16 protein-coding genes and 1 pseudogene are annotated in these 16,840 nt (G+C 46.7%); 4 read left to right on the forward strand and 13 right to left on the reverse strand.

Translation table 11 applies throughout. The features are described 5' to 3' along the window. Nucleotides 1-258 precede the first annotated feature (258 nt). From ACQ5BJ_RS04095 to ACQ5BJ_RS04130, 8 genes are all read right to left on the reverse strand, one after another. Nucleotides 259-495, reverse strand: coding sequence for a hypothetical protein (locus ACQ5BJ_RS04095; protein ID WP_005550036.1), 237 nt, complete (start codon nt 493-495; stop codon nt 259-261). Further along, nucleotides 492-824: a YbjQ family protein gene (locus ACQ5BJ_RS04100; protein ID WP_005550035.1), complete on the reverse strand. Its 333-nt coding sequence runs from the start codon at nt 822-824 to the stop codon at nt 492-494. Before ACQ5BJ_RS04100 ends, ACQ5BJ_RS04095 begins: the two co-directional genes overlap by 4 nt. Nucleotides 825-1,027: 203 nt before the next feature. Beyond that, entirely contained in the window at nt 1,028-1,216 is a 189-nt protein-coding gene (locus tag ACQ5BJ_RS04105) for a hypothetical protein (protein WP_430108726.1), read from the reverse strand. Beyond that, complete coding sequence (locus ACQ5BJ_RS04110) at nt 1,213-1,416, reverse strand: helix-turn-helix transcriptional regulator (RefSeq protein ID WP_005550030.1); 204 nt, start codon at nt 1,414-1,416, stop codon at nt 1,213-1,215. The genes ACQ5BJ_RS04105 and ACQ5BJ_RS04110 overlap by 4 nt, the downstream gene beginning before the upstream one ends. A gap of 232 nt (nt 1,417-1,648) precedes the next feature. Further along, a complete protein-coding gene (locus ACQ5BJ_RS04115; RefSeq protein ID WP_430108729.1) occupies nt 1,649-3,394 on the reverse strand; it encodes a methyl-accepting chemotaxis protein in 1,746 nt (581 codons plus the stop codon). Between the two features lie 259 nt (nt 3,395-3,653). After that, nucleotides 3,654-4,547, reverse strand: a complete 894-nt coding sequence (locus ACQ5BJ_RS04120) for a hypothetical protein (protein WP_005550028.1) — start codon at nt 4,545-4,547, stop codon at nt 3,654-3,656. Between the two features lie 134 nt (nt 4,548-4,681). Next, nucleotides 4,682-5,362, reverse strand: a complete 681-nt coding sequence (locus ACQ5BJ_RS04125; RefSeq protein WP_005550027.1) for an AlkZ-related protein — start codon at nt 5,360-5,362, stop codon at nt 4,682-4,684. A 74-nt stretch (nt 5,363-5,436) separates the two neighbouring features. Then, nucleotides 5,437-6,408 (reverse strand): helix-turn-helix transcriptional regulator, encoded by a 972-nt coding sequence (locus ACQ5BJ_RS04130; protein ID WP_430108733.1) that lies wholly within the window; start codon nt 6,406-6,408, stop codon nt 5,437-5,439. A 224-nt stretch (nt 6,409-6,632) separates the two neighbouring features. Between ACQ5BJ_RS04130 and ACQ5BJ_RS04135 the strand changes: the two genes are divergently transcribed. The 3 genes from ACQ5BJ_RS04135 to ACQ5BJ_RS04145 all read left to right on the forward strand — a co-directional run bounded on the left by ACQ5BJ_RS04135 (nt 6,633) and on the right by ACQ5BJ_RS04145 (nt 11,028). Continuing rightward, nucleotides 6,633-7,742: a nitric oxide synthase oxygenase gene (locus ACQ5BJ_RS04135; RefSeq protein WP_268620579.1), complete on the forward strand. Its 1,110-nt coding sequence runs from the start codon at nt 6,633-6,635 to the stop codon at nt 7,740-7,742. 225 nt (nt 7,743-7,967) lie between these two features. Continuing rightward, nucleotides 7,968-10,478: an excinuclease ABC subunit UvrA gene (uvrA, locus tag ACQ5BJ_RS04140; protein ID WP_430108737.1), complete on the forward strand. Its 2,511-nt coding sequence runs from the start codon at nt 7,968-7,970 to the stop codon at nt 10,476-10,478. 124 nt (nt 10,479-10,602) lie between these two features. Continuing rightward, a complete protein-coding gene (locus ACQ5BJ_RS04145; RefSeq protein ID WP_005550022.1) occupies nt 10,603-11,028 on the forward strand; it encodes a MarR family winged helix-turn-helix transcriptional regulator in 426 nt (141 codons plus the stop codon). Between the two features lie 204 nt (nt 11,029-11,232). Here the strand turns inward: ACQ5BJ_RS04145 and ACQ5BJ_RS04150 are convergent, their stop codons facing one another. From ACQ5BJ_RS04150 to ACQ5BJ_RS04160, 3 genes are all read right to left on the reverse strand, one after another. After that, nucleotides 11,233-12,060, reverse strand: a complete 828-nt coding sequence (locus tag ACQ5BJ_RS04150) for a hypothetical protein (RefSeq protein WP_268599859.1) — start codon at nt 12,058-12,060, stop codon at nt 11,233-11,235. A gap of 130 nt (nt 12,061-12,190) precedes the next feature. After that, nucleotides 12,191-12,619, reverse strand: a complete 429-nt coding sequence (locus ACQ5BJ_RS04155) for a thiol-disulfide oxidoreductase DCC family protein (RefSeq protein ID WP_430108740.1) — start codon at nt 12,617-12,619, stop codon at nt 12,191-12,193. A gap of 44 nt (nt 12,620-12,663) precedes the next feature. Beyond that, nucleotides 12,664-13,224 carry a helix-turn-helix domain-containing protein gene (locus tag ACQ5BJ_RS04160; protein WP_005550018.1) on the reverse strand — a complete coding sequence of 187 codons (561 nt, stop codon included), beginning with the start codon at nt 13,222-13,224 and terminating at the stop codon, nt 12,664-12,666. Nucleotides 13,225-13,373: 149 nt separating this feature from the next. On the opposite strand from ACQ5BJ_RS04160, the pseudogene ACQ5BJ_RS04165 reads away from it, so the two are divergent. Continuing rightward, nucleotides 13,374-14,281, forward strand: a pseudogene (locus tag ACQ5BJ_RS04165) (DMT family transporter). 136 nt (nt 14,282-14,417) lie between these two features. On the opposite strand, the gene ACQ5BJ_RS04170 reads toward ACQ5BJ_RS04165, so the two are convergent. Then, nucleotides 14,418-14,612 (reverse strand): hypothetical protein, encoded by a 195-nt coding sequence (locus ACQ5BJ_RS04170; protein WP_005550015.1) that lies wholly within the window; start codon nt 14,610-14,612, stop codon nt 14,418-14,420. A gap of 278 nt (nt 14,613-14,890) precedes the next feature. After that, complete coding sequence (locus ACQ5BJ_RS04175; RefSeq protein ID WP_268599862.1) at nt 14,891-16,825, reverse strand: LTA synthase family protein; 1,935 nt, start codon at nt 16,823-16,825, stop codon at nt 14,891-14,893. Between the last annotated feature and the right edge of the window lie 15 nt (nt 16,826-16,840).

The raw sequence follows: 16,840 nt of genomic DNA on the forward strand, positions 1-16,840 counted from the left end.
GTTTAAAAGATTTCAACACTCGTGTATATAGCGACAAAAGTTTTCTTTTGTCTAATTATGTAGGCCCACGGAAGCAATCCTTTGCACCCGCCATTTATATCCATAAAGACAAAAAGCCGAAGCCTTTAATCAAGAGACTTACAGGAAGACGAACTTCCTGTAAGCCTCCAATCAGCTTCGGTTACATCGTTACATATGAACTTGTCATTTACAAAATCGTAGATGAAGCATTGTTTAATCATTGCAGAAGAAGGACGATCATTTTGTAATTTTCTCCGAATGATACCACCGCTGTCCCGTGCTGGGATTGTAATACACAGTTACCTTCCTCCCCGTTGATGGATCCACGCTAATTTCCGATGTCTCGATATATCCTTCCGGCACCTTGTCCTCCGCATTAGCCTCATGCCTGCGATCTCGAAAAGCAGATACAATGAGTATGACGATGAAAAAGGCAATCTGTATGGAAAAATAAACGATTAAGAACGTTGTCATTTCACATCACGCTTGGGGCGAATCGTAACTGCCGTGCCATAGGCGACAATCTCACTCATATTGCGGCCGACCTCTCCAGAGTCGAAGCGCATCATTATGATTGCATCTGCTCCCATAGCTTGCGCATTCGCAACTAAGCGATCTATCGCTTGCCTACGCGCATCCTCCAGCATCTCGGTGTACTGCTTAATCTCGCCGCCTACAAGGCCCTTCAATCCAGCCGCAATGTCCTTCCCCAATCCTCTCGCCCGAACGGTCAAGCCAAATACCGTTCCGAGAACTTCCTTCACCTCATAATCTGGCACATGTTCTGTTGTTACAATAATCATCGATTAGCCCCTCCTCAACCGCACCTTATACTGACAGTATCTCTTAATGATAAGTTGACCATAATACGGTTGAGGATTCATTTTCGTTCAAACCTAGTTAAAAAAACAATTAAGTTAACATAATAATTATTATGTATATAAAATTCACTAGAATGATGTACCCAAATATAAGTCCTAGTTGCAAGCACTACATTGTTCTTCGTTTAAAATAAACTCTTGTCCACAAAAATAATCGCATTCCCAATTAACAGAATCGTAAACTGCAACCCGCTGTTCCCCTTGTTCATGAGATCGTACAGCGCCCATACGAGCAAGGCTATCGTATAGAACACGTAGCCATTTTTTGCTGATTTGTCATTATGATAGCGTTCCATTTCATCTTGTTTTCTCATTTCAGTTCCTCCTCGTAAGTGAACAGCATGTCGACCGTGACCCCTAATGTGCGTGACAGCTTGAAGGCAAGTGCTAATGTTGGATCGTATTTGTCATTTTCGATCGCATTAATCGTCTGCCGGGTCACTTCACACCGCAGCGCCAGCTCTTGTTGTGACAAGCCCATACGCTTCCGCAGCTCTGTAATCTTGTTTTTCATAACGAGACCTACCCTCTCAAATGTAAAAAACATTTTACATTATTTATTATAAGCAACTACGAAATAATGTCAAATATATTTTACATCGTTTTATTTTTTACGCCGATTTATTCACTTCTTTCCCCCTTGTGCACGCTGTTGAAATGCCCACCCATTTCGCTTGTGAAAGCTTATAACAAAAAGAACCCCTGCTCCTTAGGAGTGCAGGGGTTCAGGAATTCTTCTCGTCGTATTATATCGTGAACTTGAGCATTTCTGCCTGTAAGTCCTTCATTTTCCCATTCAATAGAGCGGCTGTATCTGATATTTCCTCTACGATAGCCAATTGTTCCTCGGACGCAGCGGCTACACTTTGCGTGTTCCCCGATGATTCCTTAGCAATTGAAGCCAAGTTATCAAGCGTGGCAGCTACCTCTTCAGTGCCGGCCGACATTTCCTCCGCTGCTGCGGATACTTCTTGAATCTGTTCCGTGACATGCTGCACAGCCTTCCAGATTTCTTGGAAATGCGCACCAGCCTCTTGAACGACAAGCGTTCCTTGCTCTGCCTGTTCCGCGCTTTCTCCCATCGCTTCAGCGAGTTCCTTCGTATGCATGACAACGGAGTTCAGCAGTTCGCCAATCTGTTCCGTGGAGACCTTTGTCTGCTCCGCCAGCTTGCGCACCTCCTGTGCCACAACCCCGAAGCCGCGTCCATGCTCTCCTGCCCGCGCCGCTTCAATTGAAGCATTAAGCGCCAGCAAATTCGTCTGCACGGCTACATTGCCGATAATGCTCACAATATGCTCAATCTTCTCCGATTGATCCGCCAATGATTGCGTAATGGCTACGGAACGGTTAACCGAGCTGCGAATCTGATCCATCTGCTGCATAGTCAACTGTACAACCTGATTACCTTGATCGACCGATACTGCAGCGTCATGACTAAGTTCAGATACAGTCGAGGAGGATTCCGCTATTCGCTGTATGCCAATTGCAATCTCTTCCATGGCCGCTTTACTTTCTTCCGCACCTTGCATCTGCGTTTCGGAACCGGTAGCCACTTCCTGGATCGATCCGGATATTTCATAGCTTGACTGCGCTGTTTGCTCCGCGATCATGGTCAAATGATGAGAAGATTCGGCAACATGATTAGCAGTTGTCTTCGCATTCGTTATTAAGTGCTTAATTTGAGCGATCATGACATTGAAGCTGTCTGCCAGGACTCCAATCTCATCCTTGGAATGAACGGGAATAGACACGGTCAAATCCCCGCCTGCCACTTGCTTCGACAATTTCGACAGTTGCTTGAGCGGACTTATTAATCGGCGGATCAAAAAGGCAATAATGATGATGAACACTGCTCCTACCCCTGTGCCGATGCCTATCGCTTTCCACAGCATCCCATTCAGATCGGCCTTAACCTTATTGTTATTGAAATCTACTGCAAAAACGGCCACCGTCTCACCTTTATCGTTGTGAATCGGCTTAACGACCGTGATCCATTCTCCGCCAAGATCTTCATACGCATCACTGAACCCGATTCCGGATTTCTCCATGGTACGTACCGCTTCAAACAGGGCCGGCTTCAATTCATAATCGTTGCCAGGCTTGTTGCCTAATTGTTCAAAATCATGGCTTCCCTGCAGCACCTTCATGTACGATTTCCCGTCTTTTTCCGTTACTTCCGGAAACAGCAAATAGACATAGTTAATAAAATTGTCCCGAACCATTACGTTCAAATTGTCACGTATCCACTCAATGTTTTCGTCATTGGAATATTGCGATGCTCCCATTGACTTCAGCTTGCCTGCAGCGCTCGCAATACCATCGTTTTCAATTTCAATTTGCCTTGTCAGCGTAGTGTGAAGGGATAACATCTCATCATTATAAATTCCCCGCTCCATCCAATAAGAAGTCGTCGTAAATACAACGCACATGAGAGCAAGCAAAATTGTCATCCCGATGACTGACTTCATGACTAAACTTTTGTGCTTCATCCAAATAAGCCCCCTTTTGACTGGTACGCAGGTTACATACGGGAGTCATTCGTATTACGAATACAAATTCATATGTACCACTTACGTATTAGCTGACCGAACAAAGTATGCCAACGAGCTATATATCGTCATATTTCGACAAAAATGAATAGATATGCTCTAAATTTAGGGGAATAATTATAGATTGCACAACATTTTTTTCCAAACATGCAAAGAACCTTACCGTTAATCCGGTAAGGTTCTTTCCTTCCACTACAATTCACGTGTTCAACCAACCATATGACCGTAACGTCAACAGCCGATTTACGGTCACGCTCCCTCGCCACTCCATCTCGCCAGCGGTACTCACGGCAGGCCAGCTGATCGGCCAACCTCCATCTTCCTGCTGTTCACCAACTAATGCCATCAAATGTTCTTCAATTTCGTTATCTGCGATAAATTGAGCGCAATAGCTCTCGCGCATAGGTGCCCAATCCAGCACTTTATGTACATACCCCTCTGCCTTCGTATTACGTTCAATAACGCCGGGCTGCCGCAGCCAATCGTTAACCTTCTGCAAAGCCTCCCCCGCTCTTTCCCTATCCGGATGAGCTGTCAAAAAGGAAATATACTGAATATTGCTGTGATAGTCAGCGCATTCTGCCGTCTTCAGTTGACTCCACATAAACTGCTCAGCTTGCTTAAACCAGCCTTTTTGCATAATTTCGGGAGCTGCCTGCTGCTTCATCAGATAGCCGAGAATATGTCCCGTGGGGTTCACGGAAGCGCAACCGTCATCGGATACAGTCCACCATGGCGCATGGGGATAATCGTTCGCCGACATCAGAATTAAAGGGAATCCTCCCGTACTTGTTACCGAAATCGATTCCAAATAGCGGCCTATTCCTGCTAAAATATCAGCATCATATTCATCGATTTCACCCATGATCGAAAGTGCCATTTCAGTGGGTACAGGCTGGCTGTGCGGACAACGAATATCTGGCTCTAAGGCTTGACCGAATCCGCCATCTTCATTTTGGAAGCCCTTGAGTGCAAGGATTACCGCCTCCTTACTCCCCTTGTTAAAATGATATTCAAACCGTCTTCGATCCAAAAGTCTCGCATTCTTGTGAACAAATCGCTGCGCACGAATGAAACTATCAACATCCAACATTTTATCAACTCCATTTATATTTAATGTGATTAATATATTTCATTTTCCGGTCTTTATTGACCTCTTTCTTTCACACGAATTGCCGTTCAAGGTTTCGCTGATGGACGAAACGCTTTATTTAATTACGTTAATATTCATGGCTGCAATAACTTAGTGAAGTACGCAAGCGCGTCGGAAGTCACCGAACTAGCAAGCCTTTCCTGAAGCTGCTGCCTCGCCTCATGAGCATTTATCGTTAATGCTTCGATTCCTAATTGCTCCATCCAATGATCGATCGTTTCATATGACGTGCTATTCCAGCCGTTAACTTCGCCTGCATCATTGCGTCGTTCCGTCACTCCTGAAATGACGATGTCCATTTTGCCCTGCAGCTCGTTCAACGCGTTATCGAATACCTTTTTCTGGTCTGGAGATTTCATATCTGCCTTCATCCGGAGCACCCTAGTATCAATCCCTGGATGTTCGGCGATGATGGCGTACAATAGCTTCGCTTCGGGCGACATTAATCCCGCCTCATATCGCTCCCTCACCGTACGTAGGCTCCCAACAATCGCGTTCCTGACAAGTGGCACTAAATCAATGGATATGAATACTCCTTTCTTTTTGAAAAACTTTCCATAAGCGGCAACGCCATCCCCAGGAAATCGAACTCGCCAGCGCCACGGATCTGCCTCCGTATCACTGTGCCATTGCTTCTTCTCCGTCACACTGACTAGCGAGGGATGATTCGGCGCGAGGTTGGCCAGCGGCAATATGCCTACATGGCGAATAAGTTCAACTGCCTCTTCATAACTTTGAATCTGGTTCGCATTCATACTCTATTCCTTCCCTTCTTATACATGCTCAACACGCATCAACAACATCCGTTCACCCGTTATACCATTTCGTATTATATGGTACGGGCATACCGTTCGCTGACCTGACTTGCATGCTGATGAATGGCTGCGCGCAATTCGTCAGGCTCCAGCACCTCTGCATCCAGTCCCAGTCCATAAAAGAAACGCTGAGCCCACTCCCATTCAGATCGGGGACAGCTAAAATCAACCTCCCCCATATCTTCGCCTGTATCATGGACATACTCCCCGATATGCTCATCCTGCTCCGCAAGCAGCATGCCGCGATATGTTAGTTTCGCCCTTACCCTTATAGAGCCTGTATCCTTCTCCCCATCGGAGATAGTCTGCTTATTGGAAATACTTTGACCTTCCAGTTCCCTGAACACCTCACCATCCACAACCGCTATCTGCGACATCCGGTCTACTCGAAATGCTCGATCCTCTCCATGCGTTGGGGAGTACGCGTCACAGTACCAGAAGCCGTGCGCAGAATAAATGCGATTCGGCTGCAAATATAACCAGCGCTCATGCTTCTGCGATCGATAGTACACATGAAGCCACACTGGCTTCGGCTGTGCAATATGCTCCAGCAGCTGCTTTAATTGAGGAGCACGATAATTCCTCGCTGGAACCGACAGCTCGATTCTCTCCAATATCGGTTCCACTTCTGTCAGCACCTCACTGGACACGATCTGCTTCAGCTTGTCCATTACAGTCCAGCGCTCTTGATTGAAAGGCGAGTCGGGAAGCTGAGTCATCCCTTGCAGGGCAAAGAGCACCGTTAATGCCTCTGTTGTCGTTAATTGAAGCGGCTGTAACGTGTACCCCTCCATCAACCGATAGCCGCCGGTTGAACCCGCAGTCGCATACAACGGTACACCCATTTCTCCTAATGCCTGCATGTCGCGAATTATGGTGCGGCGGGATACCTCAAACTTTTCCGCAAGCGACTGAGACGTTTCGGGACGCTGCTGAAGGGCGATAATGATAGCGGTTAATCGATCAATTTTTCTCAAGAGATTCACCTTATCTGGATTATTTTAACTGTATTGTTTTGATTATATCACGCGAATGGTGACAGCTTGTGTGTCACCATTCATGATCGGAGCATGATTTTTTTCGTACCCGAAACAGGCGAAATTGTTACATCTCATCGACATCGTCCTAAACGATGCATACCAATCCGCCGGAATCTGATATAGTTAATCCGATACATAACGGCAAGAGCCGCAAGGAAGGACATCGGAAGATGAATGTACAAGCGAAGCAAGGGCTTCTCGAAGAAGCTGCGAAATTTATTAGGCAATGCTACCAAGAGCTCGGCAAATCTCCTGCAGACATTAATGAGCGCCTATCACGAATAGAGTCCGACATTCTGCATACGGGCACTTACTCGCATACGGCAGAGGAGCTATCACATGGAGCTAAGATGGCTTGGCGCAACAGTAACCGCTGTATTGGACGCCTGTTCTGGTCATCCTTGCACGTGGTTGACGCGCGGCATTTAACGGAAGGGAAGCAGGTAGCTGATGCGCTCATCCATCATATCGAGTCGGCGACGAATGAAGGGCGAATACGTCCCACCATCACAATCTTCGCGCCGGCGCATCCAGACGGAACCCATCATGTTCGCATATGGAATCACCAGCTCATCCGCTATGCCGGCTATGAAACGGAGCAAGGGATGATTGGGGATCCGCACTCGCTTACGTTTACTCAGATATGCCAATCGCTTGGGTGGCAAGGAAAGAGAACGCCCTTCGACGTACTGCCGCTCATCATCCAGACAGGAGCAAATCCGCCGCAGCTCTTCGATATCCCGCGAGCTTGCATAATGGAGGTTCCTCTTGTCCATTCGGAGTTCGATTGGTTCGCCGAGCTGCAGCTGCGTTGGTACGCCGTCCCGATTATCTCGGACATGCGTCTCGATATCGGCGGCATATCTTATCCTGCGGCGCCATTTAACGGCTGGTACATGGGCACTGAGATCGGCGCGCGCAATCTGGCCGACGAAGCACGATATAATCTGCTTCCCGTGATCGCGGAGCACATGGGACTCTCTACTGCTTCCAATACAACTCTATGGAAAGACAGGGCGCTTGTTGAGCTCAATGCAGCGGTACTTCACTCCTTCAAAGAAGCGGGAGTAAGCATCGTAGACCATCATACTGCCGCGCAGCAATTCGTCAGGTTCCAGGAGCAGGAACTGAGCTGCGAACGGGCTTATACGGGTGACTGGACTTGGTTGATTCCGCCGATGTCGCCTGCGTCAACGCCTATTTTTCACCAAAGCTACGATAATTCGATCGTGAATCCAAACTTTTACTATCAATCTGCTCCGTATTCCGTAAGGCAATAAATGAAGATCAATCAAGGTCAGAGCTTGCTCGCTTATGCAGCCGAGCAGGCTTCTTCTTTTTTCTTCCCCTCTCATATACGATCTATCAGCACAGCAACTTCATCTCATATCCTGCCGTTGCCGCTATTTGACATTGGGTTCGAACAGGACTATAGTAGTTTCTGCACACAATAGTTTCCTAATTCAACTATTTCCTGATTCCATTTATTAAGGAGTGAAATCAACATGACTGCATCATCACCCGATTGGATCGTCATCCAAGGAGCCCGGGAACATAACTTGAAGGATTTCACGGTTCGCTTTCCACGGAATCAATTGTCTGTTGTATCGGGCGTATCCGGCTCAGGTAAATCCACCCTTTTGTTCAACATCCTCATCCAAGAAGGGGAACGCAAGTTTGTCAGTGCTTCCGGACATGCCGCGGACGATGTACAGCGTCCGGATTATGACAACATCTATGGCTTGTCACCAATCATCAGCGTTAGTCAACATCATCACAACTTCAGCCGACGCTCCACTGTCGGAACGTATAGTGAAATTTATACATACCTTCGCCTTCTATACACCGCTATTGGTGAACGAGCTTGCCCGCACTGCCATACGATATTCAACTATGCAGATATACGAACATCCCCTGTTCGCATGTCCGAAGAGAATCACATGCATCAAGAACAATATGCTTGCCCTTCCTGCAGACAACCAGTAGAAAATATAACGATGGCGCACTTCTCCTTTAATTCGCAGTTGGGTGCGTGCCCGACGTGTACCGGTCTTGGCGAACAAGTAGAGCCCATTCTCGATGCAATTGTACGTCCCGACTTGTCGATTCAAGATGGCGGCATTCAAGTATGGAAAAAGGGCTTCCTGTGGCACTTTGCCCCGCTTCTCCTGCGTGCAGCCAAATATTATCGTCTTCCCTTGCTCGAAGAGGATCTTCAGCGGCCGAACGGCGAATTGCCGGACATCGTGCGTCACATGCTGCTGTACGGAACGGACGACCAACGCATTCGCGAACTTCGCCCTGACGCCCCTGCCCCATCCAATATGAAGCAGGGTAAATATGAGGGTGCCGTGAACAGCCTGCTGCGCCGCTATTACGAGGGTGACGATGACGAAGAATCACAGCAGGAATTCACACGCTTCCTACGAACGGTTCCATGCGGATCATGTCACGGATCGCGGTTGAATCCCGCCAGTCTTCACGTCCTAGTGCACAACACGCCGATCCACCATCTTATGTCCATGTCTCTAACGCAACTGCTGAATTGGCTGGAAGACTTGCCTTCTACTCTGCCTGAGCGATACATCGAAGCGGCTCATCCTATCTGGATAGAATTGCTGGAGCGTACGCAAAGTCTCATGAATACGGGACTGGATTATCTAACACTGGATCGAAGCTTTTCTAGCCTGTCTGGCGGCGAAGCGCAACGTATGCGGCTGTCCTCCTTGCTGAATTCGAGCTTGAGCGGCATGATCTGTATACTTGATGAACCTACGGCAGGATTGCACCCGCAGGATACCGACAAGCTGATGCGTTCGATACGCAAGCTAACTGATCTAGGCAATACGGTAATCGTCATCGAACATGATATTGATGTGATCCGACAAGCGGACTATGTCGTAGACATTGGGCCAGGTGCTGGAGAGCTTGGGGGAAATTTGATGTTCCAAGGCAAGGTCAATGAGTTGATGCTGCATCCAGAATCGATGACGGCACGAAGCTTGCGGGGTTCTTTGGAGACGAACCGGTCAACTGCTCGCAGTTGGCATCGCGTATTAACGATCCGTGATGCGCATTCGAACAATTTGCAGCATATTACGGTAGATATTCCTCTAGGAGTCCTTACCGTCATAGCAGGCGTATCGGGCTCAGGTAAATCCACTCTCGTATTGGAAGAGCTGCTCCCGCGAATTCAATCTTGCCGTTTAACATCGACTAAATCAGATCGAATAAGCGGACATGAGCATATCCAGCATCTCGTTGTTGTAGATCAGCAAGCAATGGGCAAAATATCCCGTTCCAATGCAGCGACGTATACAAAAGTTTTTGACGATATTCGGGAATGGTTCAAGGAGCTTGCATCTCGACAAGGCTTACGATTAAAAGCCTCAGATTTCTCCTTCAATGTAGCCGGAGGAAGATGTGAATCATGCAAAGGCACAGGCAGCATTAAAGTTCAAATGCACTTCATGGCCGATCGTTTCATTGCCTGCCCGACTTGCCAAGGCAAACGTTATCATGAGAAAATACTATCTGTGCAATGGCGCGGACACTCTATCGCTGATGTGCTTCAGTTAAGTATCGAGCAGGCGAGGGAACTATTCCGCGATAATCTGAAAATCGCAGCTAAGCTGAATTGCTTATGCGACATTGGCTTAGGGTATTTGCGGATGGGCCAGCCATCCAGTACTTTTTCCGGCGGTGAGGCTCAACGTGTCAAGCTGGCTGCTGAGCTGTCCAATGCCAGAAGCGGTCATACGCTGTACATATTGGATGAACCATCAGTAGGATTGCACAATCAAGATACGAGTAAGCTGCTGGCAGTATTGAATCGCCTTGTCGATCGAGGGGACTCGGTTCTGCTCATCGAGCACCATACCCAACTTATCGCAAATGCTGATTGGGTGATCGAGCTCGGACCCGGAGGTGGACAGGCTGGAGGATCCGTTATCGCATTTGGAACTCCGGATGAGCTCCGCACCTGCAAAGAGTCGATTATTGGAGCATACTTATAAGCTCAACGCTTCTCCCGATGGATCTGATGATGTCCACGAGACTACAAGATGCAGATAAATGCATCATCGGGGCTGACAATAGATATGACCATAGAAGATATGCACATAGAAAGGAAGGTTCTCCTTGTCAGAAAGACAATTATATGACTTCGAAACCGAATTTACGATGCTCCAGTGCAAACTGGCAGCCGAGCATAATCGATTTAACGTGGAAGGAATCACGTCCGCCCAATACAATATACTTGATCTGCTTAATACCAGCGGCCCAAGGACAACTCGAGAGCTAGCCGATGCGTTCCATGCATCGCTGTCAGCGATCTCAAAGCTGACAAAGAAGCTGATTGAGAAAAAGATGATTACCCAGACTCGAGACAAAAGCGATAGAAGGTACATGTACCATGATATCACCGTGGCGGGGCTGGACTTTCTTAAAAAAGCAGCAGAATCCCGACATAGCATCATGGACGATATTCGGATTGCACTAAGCGAGGATGAGCTGACCCAGTTTGCTCGCCTATGTGGAAAAATAAATCAAACTATCCAAAAGTAACATTTGAAAGGTGCACCATGTAGTTCACTCATATTGTGCACCTTTTACACTTGGAATTCCGCTATTTCCCTAATGCAGTCTTATCTTTCAATATCCCTTGGATGCACGGAACCACGAACCAGCCCCCTAATATTGACCCATCTTCGATTTCGTTCACAATAGCATCTTCAAATCATTTTTTAATAAGTACAAGATGGTTTCGTTTCATCCTGCTCTGCTTCTTCGTGACCTCGGCCACGGAGCGAACAATAGCGTTACAGGCAGCAGTAGCAAGCCAACGATAAGCAGTGTCCAAATAACACTGTTCTGCATATTCAGCTCATGTTCAATAATCGCCTCCAATGACGATCCAACAACATACCCGCTTTCAATCCGTTCAGGCATGTCCTTCGGCGCATATGGAGCCAGACCTGCATACAGGACGGAATCAGTACCTTCAGGAAAAGCCATCGGCTTTAGTTGCCCGTCCACTGCCTCACCAATAACGGTAACCTCCTCGCCATTTCGCACGCCTGCATAGCTCCGTGCCGTTTCCTTCTGGCTCACAACGAGTATGTTACCATTCTCCACTGTTTGGTCTGAATCACGAAGCGAACCTTCTAGCAGCGGCACTTCCAGACCTGTCAGTCGGAATACAGAAGGTTGAAGCGAGATACCGTTTACCGACAGTCCGTTGACATCACCAATCGTTGACGTCATAACAGCCACATACCTGCATTTGCGAGAATTACATGACCAATTGCGATCTTCCTTCACGAGAATCGCATAAGAGTCTGTCAAATCATCATCTCGAGCAGGGGCGCTTGATTTCAGTGCCCCCTTTATAGCAACTATGCCGCTCGTATCTGCAGTTATCGTTTGAACCGCAACCGCATGTTTTATATCCCTTTCCCACCCTTTTGACTCGCTGTAGATGATAGCGAAACCACTGAAAATGAGAATATCTGCAAGCAGAAAAAAAAGAAACCACCCGCGTATCTTTCGAGTTTTGGTGCCCTTTCGTTGTGTACCTTGATGACGCTGGTTCGTCACGCTCGCTCTCACTCCCCATTTCCTTTTTTTCTTAATGATCGAGAAAAATGAACAATTGCAGTTATATATGGCTGCAAATTACAACACAAACACAAAAACGCCCACTAGCTGCACATAAGGACGTTAGAATCTACTTGTGTTTAACTGGTAGCTCCCCATTTAAAGGAATATCACAACTGTCATGATTACATTGCCCGGCGGGAACAATGGTGCGCCTTGAAGCGATGTATGTATACAACTTTCCTCCTACTCCCAGCTTCATACTAATCCAAACAAACGGACTAATAAGCATGAGCATGGGCACTCGCATACAGAGAGCATGCACCGCCTCAATACCAGAGCGAATGCGTCCGCTGCCCGTCTCCCGGACATGCATGCTGGATATCAAGTGATCGACGGATACCGATATCCGTTCTGTTACCTCGGGCTCGCGTATGGAGTAAAATTGCAGCACATGCATCCAATCCCAGCGCTCCAGCCGCTTGCGTATTCCTGTGCATAACGGGCACCACCCGTCATAATATACTTCCAGCAACCAACGTGATTGTGGGTGCATCATCTACACCTACCTTTCCAGTCTTCTCCTATATGAATAACAGCATGTTACGAGTAAAATACCGTAAATTGCACGACCGCCTCTTCATCCCCTACATTGGCATACATATGCGTTTCGGTAGCTGAAAATTGAATCGAGTCAAATTGATGAAGTGTATACGTATCCTCCCCGATCGTCAATCGGATCGTGCCTGACATAACCGTCGCAATTTCCACAGTCCATGGGTGATTCGGTTCTGGCTCGTATACACAATTCGGCTTCAACCGTGCACGCAGCATTTCCATCTTTTCGCGCAAGTCCGTAAATACAGGCTCCAATATCCACTGCCCTGACTCGCTTTCATAGGTAGGGCCGTGGCCTGCGCGCGAAATCCGCACCGACTTATCGGGCATGAGCAGCGTCATGAGCGGGACGGACAAGTGCCGGGATATTTTCCACATCATTCCGATTGTCGGATTCGTATCCCCACGCTCGATATTCCCAAGAGTAAGCTTGCTTACCCCTGATAGAACGGCTAATTCTTCTAAGCTGAGCTGCTTATCTTTTCTTAACTTCCGCAAATTCGCTCCTACCGATTGCATCAATTGCTTCGTTTCGTGTTCATTCATCGAATGTTTCCCCCAATTCAAACGAATAGTGTACAATCATCACGAAAATATTTATTACAATATACTTTACTTAAAATATAATATAGTATATTATACTTTACTGGATACACAATTGAAAATGATTTTCAAGTAGAGGTAAGGTGAGCATCATGAGAGCCATATTTGTTGGCATTTTAGCATCCATGTTTTTTTCATCCACATTCATTATTAATCGCGCGATGAACCTATCTGGGACAAGCTGGGCTTGGACCACATCGCTGCGCTTTTTACTTGCCATCCCGATCCTGCTGGCAATTGTTGCATTTCGCAAAAACCTTACACCGCTTTTCCGAGAAATGCGCAAGCATCCTTTGCACTGGCTAACTTGGGGTTCCATGTGCGGCGTCGCGTTCTATTCTCTGCTCAGCTTCGCGGCAGTCTATGCACCATCTTGGCTCACATCAGGAACGTGGCAAATTACGATCTTAATTGGCGGATGCTTGTCTCCTCTGTTCTATGAGACTCGCCAGACACCGAATGGCCCGGTAAAAGTGCGACAACTATTCCATTCAAAAGCATGCGTATTTCCGTCATTATACTTATCGGTGTAGCATTCATGCAAGTGTCTGAAGCGAGCAATGTTACACTGTCTGAATTGCTGCTTGGTTTCATACCTGTTATTATCGGCGCCACCTTCTATCCGCTTGGCAACCGTAAAATGATGGAGCTGTGCGGCAGTAAGCTGGATTCCTTCCAGCGCACACTCGGTATGGCGCTTGGCAGCATGCCTATTGCCATTCTGCTTGGCATTTATGGAACCGCTACGGTTGGATTGCCATCCGCTTCCCAGTTAGGCCAAGCTTTGCTGCTTGCCGGGGTCGAATCTACCCAAGCAGGTATTCTTATCTTCACCGTGCTTGGCGAGGTCCTGCTGCTCAACGGTTCATTCCCTCAAGGGTGGTCGCTCGTCGGAATGTTCATCATTATTGCCGGGATGATCGCCACAAGCTTGGCAAATCGCAATATTGCACCGGTCAAGCCTAAGCCTGCACCCACACTATCCAAGAGTGCTAGCTAATATACGGATACAGCGAAAGAGCGCCGCATACAGCCAATGTGTATGCGGCGCTCTTTCTATTATATAAGGTGGAGGGAAAACTAACCATGGTAAGTTATTATTTTCACAAAGTAATCAAAATGAAAGTCATTGATGGTTATGCGTAGTACGCATTCAGTAATTCACGTGTTTCTTCATTTTCTTGTTCAGGTGCAAGTCCTTTGTCTGCCCAGCATTGTCTGCACTCTTCTTCTGTCGTGCAGCGGTCGTTATCATCACACATATAGCAAAGTTGAAGGAAGTTGCGAGTTACTTGATCCGTTGTGTCAAATGTTTTGAATGTTCTCATCATTATCACTCCCTGTTCTTTATGGTTATACTATATCATGGAATTTAATGATAGTATGTGAATTAAATCACAACTTAACGTGAACATATATATGTAAGCTGCAGTTCTCCCACAATCGTTTGGTTACGGTAGAACTGCAGCTATTTACTGGAGTTCTTATTTCTTGTCCTTCATTTCTAGATGAATTTTGCTGCTGCATCGGATACGGCTGCTTCCGCAACATAATCTGTCGGGTTCATCGTTACATAACGGATAGCCCTTCATCCTATTATTATTTTGCGCTATCTTTTCGGGAGCAGCTGAATATATTCGTCTGAAAGCTTCATCAAAGAGAGAATATAGTCGTAATCCTTTCGATACGCTTCTTGAACCGGAACAGGCTGTAGGGTTTTCAGCGAAATGGCCGTACCATCCTCAAAGCCCTCGCCTGGGACGAACATCACCTCATTATTGAAAAATGAGCCCGTAGGCAAATAATAACGCATACCAACCACGTTATTATCGGTGTTCAGCATATCGCGTCCAAAAGCGATAAATTGCTTCTCCTGTAGCGATATACCGAGTAGGTTGGCGATCGTCGGCATAATATCAATCTGACCGCCTATATGTTCAATGACTTTCCCCCCGGCTTGTTTCGGCACATGGATAATAAGCGGAATATTAAAGCGGCTCACTTCATTCGAGTAAGGAACACCCAATCTTTTAGATATATCTGCGTCGCTTCCTTCATTCGGATTCACGCCAAAATGATCGCCATACACGACCAGCATTGTTTGATCCCAGACTCCTTGCTTCTTTAACTCTTCGATAAACTGACCCAACGCATAATCGGTATAGTTAATTGCCGTTAGATAGTTCCCTATATACGAGCCCTCCATATCTGCTGGGAGCTTCAACTTCCGCAGCTTGTCCGGAACAAGAAATGGAGCATGACTGGATGTTGTAACGAATTGAGCATAGAAGGGCTTATCCTTTTTCGTCATGTCCCGAATCTGTTTTGCTCCGATCCGATACAATTCTTCATCCGAAGCACCAAAATCATTGAAGAAATCGTTCGTATAGTATGGCTTATCGTAGTAATGATCGAATGCTAAACCAGGATAAAGCAAATGTCGGTTCCAGAATGTTACGTCATTGACATGGAACGTCGCCGATTGATAATTCAAGTCATGAAGGAGCCGAGGCAGGCTTGGCAGCTCTCTTATCCCAAAGCCCGTAGACATCGCAACCGTTCCTGTCGGGTAAATGGACGTATTGGACAGGAATTCTGCATCCGATGTATTCCCCTGGCCGATTTGCTGATATATATTCGAAAAATAGTAGCTATTCTTCAAAAGCTCATTCAGCACAGGTGTGATCTCCTGTCCTTCCAGCTTGGCTTGAATCGGGAAATTTTGAAAGGCTTCTAGCTGAACCACAATTACATTGGCGCCACGAGCAGTACCGAAATAATGCGGCTGACCAAGCGGCTGGCTGTCTTTGCGATAAGGATAAGTTGCTTGAAGCTCATTAATTTTCGATCTTGTTTGATCCAGGTTTCCGTTCGCAATGATTTCATTCTCATGTATAATTTTCAACGCTGTTGCTGCTTGATAGTTGAGATAGCCAATCTTCTCTGACTTTACTTTCTCATTGCTGATCGATTCGGCCTTGTCTATTACGAACCAGGAGTAGCTCATGCAGACGACCATAAGCAGAGCCGCTGCTACTCTCCATTTCCAACCTATGTACCGCTGCAAAGGAGCCGAATCCATCCAGAATCGCTGTTTCGAGTAGTTTCTGCGGAGCAACCATCGCGTTGCTACGAAAATCAATGCCACTGCAATATCTACAAAAAACAAAAAATGTGAGGTCTTGATGAGCGGCCCAATGCTGCCGCTGATTTGGGGAACTTGCCCCATTTCATTAAACGCTGTAAATGTCGGAACTGAATTAAAGTGAATATGGTACAGCGTCGCTGCGAACATAATAATAGAGAAAATGCCATTAAAAACCCAATAAATGGGACCCTTCATTAGTCGAGGCAATACTGCTTCAAAGAAACTGACAAGAACAAGTATTGAAATCATATCTGTCAGCAAGCCTGATGCGGTTACCGAATCATAGACGAAGTGACGAAGCAGCATTAATTTCCCCACTAGAAGAAATGTCAACAGCCCGCCTTGCGAAAGCTGAACCCTCTGGCGTTCCACCTTAGCCAGTGAAATATTAGTCATGATCGCTCATCCTTT

It is taken from the genome of Paenibacillus sp. B1-35, from assembly GCF_050474385.1.
Classification (GTDB): Bacteria; Bacillota; Bacilli; order Paenibacillales; family Paenibacillaceae; genus Paenibacillus_B; species Paenibacillus_B alvei.